General features: G+C 51.2%; 3 protein-coding genes. All 3 read right to left on the bottom strand.

The window, feature by feature from the left end; translation table 11 throughout:
- Positions 1-142: 142 nt before the first annotated feature.
- Positions 143-643, bottom strand: a complete 501-nt coding sequence (mreD, locus tag ACTHUM_RS12160) for a rod shape-determining protein MreD (RefSeq protein WP_049336486.1) — start codon at positions 641-643, stop codon at positions 143-145.
- Positions 644-647: 4 nt separating this feature from the next.
- Entirely contained in the window at positions 648-1,490 is an 843-nt protein-coding gene (mreC, locus tag ACTHUM_RS12155) for a rod shape-determining protein MreC (protein ID WP_049336487.1), read from the bottom strand.
- An 11-nt stretch (positions 1,491-1,501) separates the two neighbouring features.
- A partial coding sequence (locus ACTHUM_RS12150) for a rod shape-determining protein (RefSeq protein ID WP_440402976.1) occupies positions 1,502-2,082 on the bottom strand: 581 nt, incomplete at its 5' end.

The raw sequence follows: 2,082 nt of genomic DNA, 5'->3' as shown, positions 1-2,082 counted from the left end.
CAGCAAGATGGAAAAGAAGATGACAATCAGGACAAAAGCAACGAGCAGGCGCAATAAAGCGTCGGCTTGTGCAGCCTGAGCAGAAGGTTTTTTGGTATGTTGACCACCGGAAAGACGGCGTGGAAGAATCGGTTTCATCTTTTCAGTGGGAGCGGTAAATACGGGTCACAATCAGCATCAGCTGGCTGAGTATCGGCCAAAGCAATGCGCCGACAAATGGGGCAACAAAGCCTTGCAAAGTAATGACCTGATGATTGAGGAACAGACGGGCAACAGTTAAGACGGCCTGATTGAGAAGCAGCGCAGCCAAGACAGCGGCCAATTGCATAATATGGCCGTAAAGCATGATTTGGCGGCGGCGGTTTAAGATGAAATAAGTCATCACGACGTAAGACAGGGCATGTAATCCCAAAGTCGCGGCGGTTGCTGCATCGACAATCAGACCGATGGCAAAAGCCAGTCCCATGCCTGCGCGTTGCGGTTGGTGCAATGCCCAATACAGTAACATCAGTGCCGTCATTTCAGGCAGCCAGAAGAATCCGTCAAAGGAAAACGGCATAAAGTCCAGTATCATCATCACAATGAGACTGGCCGCCATGATGTGCAGCGGTACTGCACGGTAAGAATCGTCAAAATCGTTCATGAAATCAGCGTGGGGAAGAAGGGCCGGAAGAAAGTACCAAGACAAAACGGCTGCTGCGTAAAGCGGCCAAAGGCGTCAGTTGCGTATCGTAATAAGGCGTTCCCGATGCGCGAACAACCTTGCTGACGGTTGCAACGGGAATCCCCGCCGGATAAGTACCATCCAAACCAGAAGTCAGCAGAATATCGCCGGGTTTCAAGTCTGAGCCGGTTGGGAAATAGCGCAAATCCAAACCGTTGCCATTGCCGTATGCCAAGTTGCGTTCGCCGGTACGGCTGACGGCTATGGGGACAATGCTTTGTCCGCTTGAGATCAGTTCAATTTCCGCGCTTTGTGTGTGGACTTGTGTCAACAGGCCAATCAAACCGCTTTGATCGATGACCGCATCGCCAACTTTCAAGCCATCTTGGCTGCCCTTGCCGATAATCAGTCTTTCGGAAAGCGGATCTTTACCATTGGAAATGACTTCCGCACCGATAACGTTGTGAATGCCTTTTTGTTGCAAACCGTACAGTTTTTTCAATTCGCGCAATTCATCGGTATTGACTTTATCCCGCTGCAAATCGATTTTCAGACGGCCATTTTCTTCCAAAAGCCGGCGGTTCTGTTCCAAGAGCTCAGATTTGGACTGGGAGAGGTCGGCAAAATATTGATAAAGTTGAACAGGTTGATTCGCCAGCCATTGAACAGGATAGAGCATGGGCATTACTGCCGCACGTACAGGCTGCATCAATGAAAAGCGGTAATCGGCCACCATCAGGCCGGCAGCCAGCGTGATATAAACGACAAAACGAGGCAACAGCTTAGGGCCTTTTGCCTCGTCAAAGCGCAAAGAAGAGCGTTCCATAACCATCTACCTTATGGGTTTTCCGTGAATACGGTATCCCATTTGCCGATATAGTCCAAAGCCTTACCGGCGCCATAGGCAACGCAGTTCAGAGGCTGGTCGGCAATACCGACGGGCAGGCCGGTTGCATCGGCTAAGACGGTATCAATACCGTGCAGAAGCGCGCCGCCGCCGGTCAGCATAATGCCTCGGTCGGCAATGTCGCCGGCCAGTTCGGGTGGAGCCTGTTCCAAAGCCAGACGGACGGCACGGATGATTTGATTTACCGTTTCACTCAATGCTTCACGGATTTCATTTGATGTAACCGCCAAGGATTTAGGCGTGCCTTCAGCCAGATCACGGCCTTTAATGCGCATGGCTGTTTCGGTTTCAAAGCCCGATGCAGAGCCGATTTGTTTCTTCAATTCTTCTGCCGTAGCTTCACCAATCAAGACACCGCGATGACGGCGCAGGTAATGGATGATGCTTTTATCGAATTCATCGCCGGCTGCGCGGACAGAAGCAGAATAGGCCATGCCGCCCAGTGAAAGAATACCGATTTCAGTCGTACCGCCGCCAATATCGACAATCATCGAACCTGCCGCATCTTCAA

It is taken from the genome of Neisseria sp. P0021.S006, from assembly GCF_051956895.1.
The sequence above is the reverse complement of the archived record's forward strand: the minus strand, read 5'-3'. Positions and strand labels throughout refer to the sequence as shown.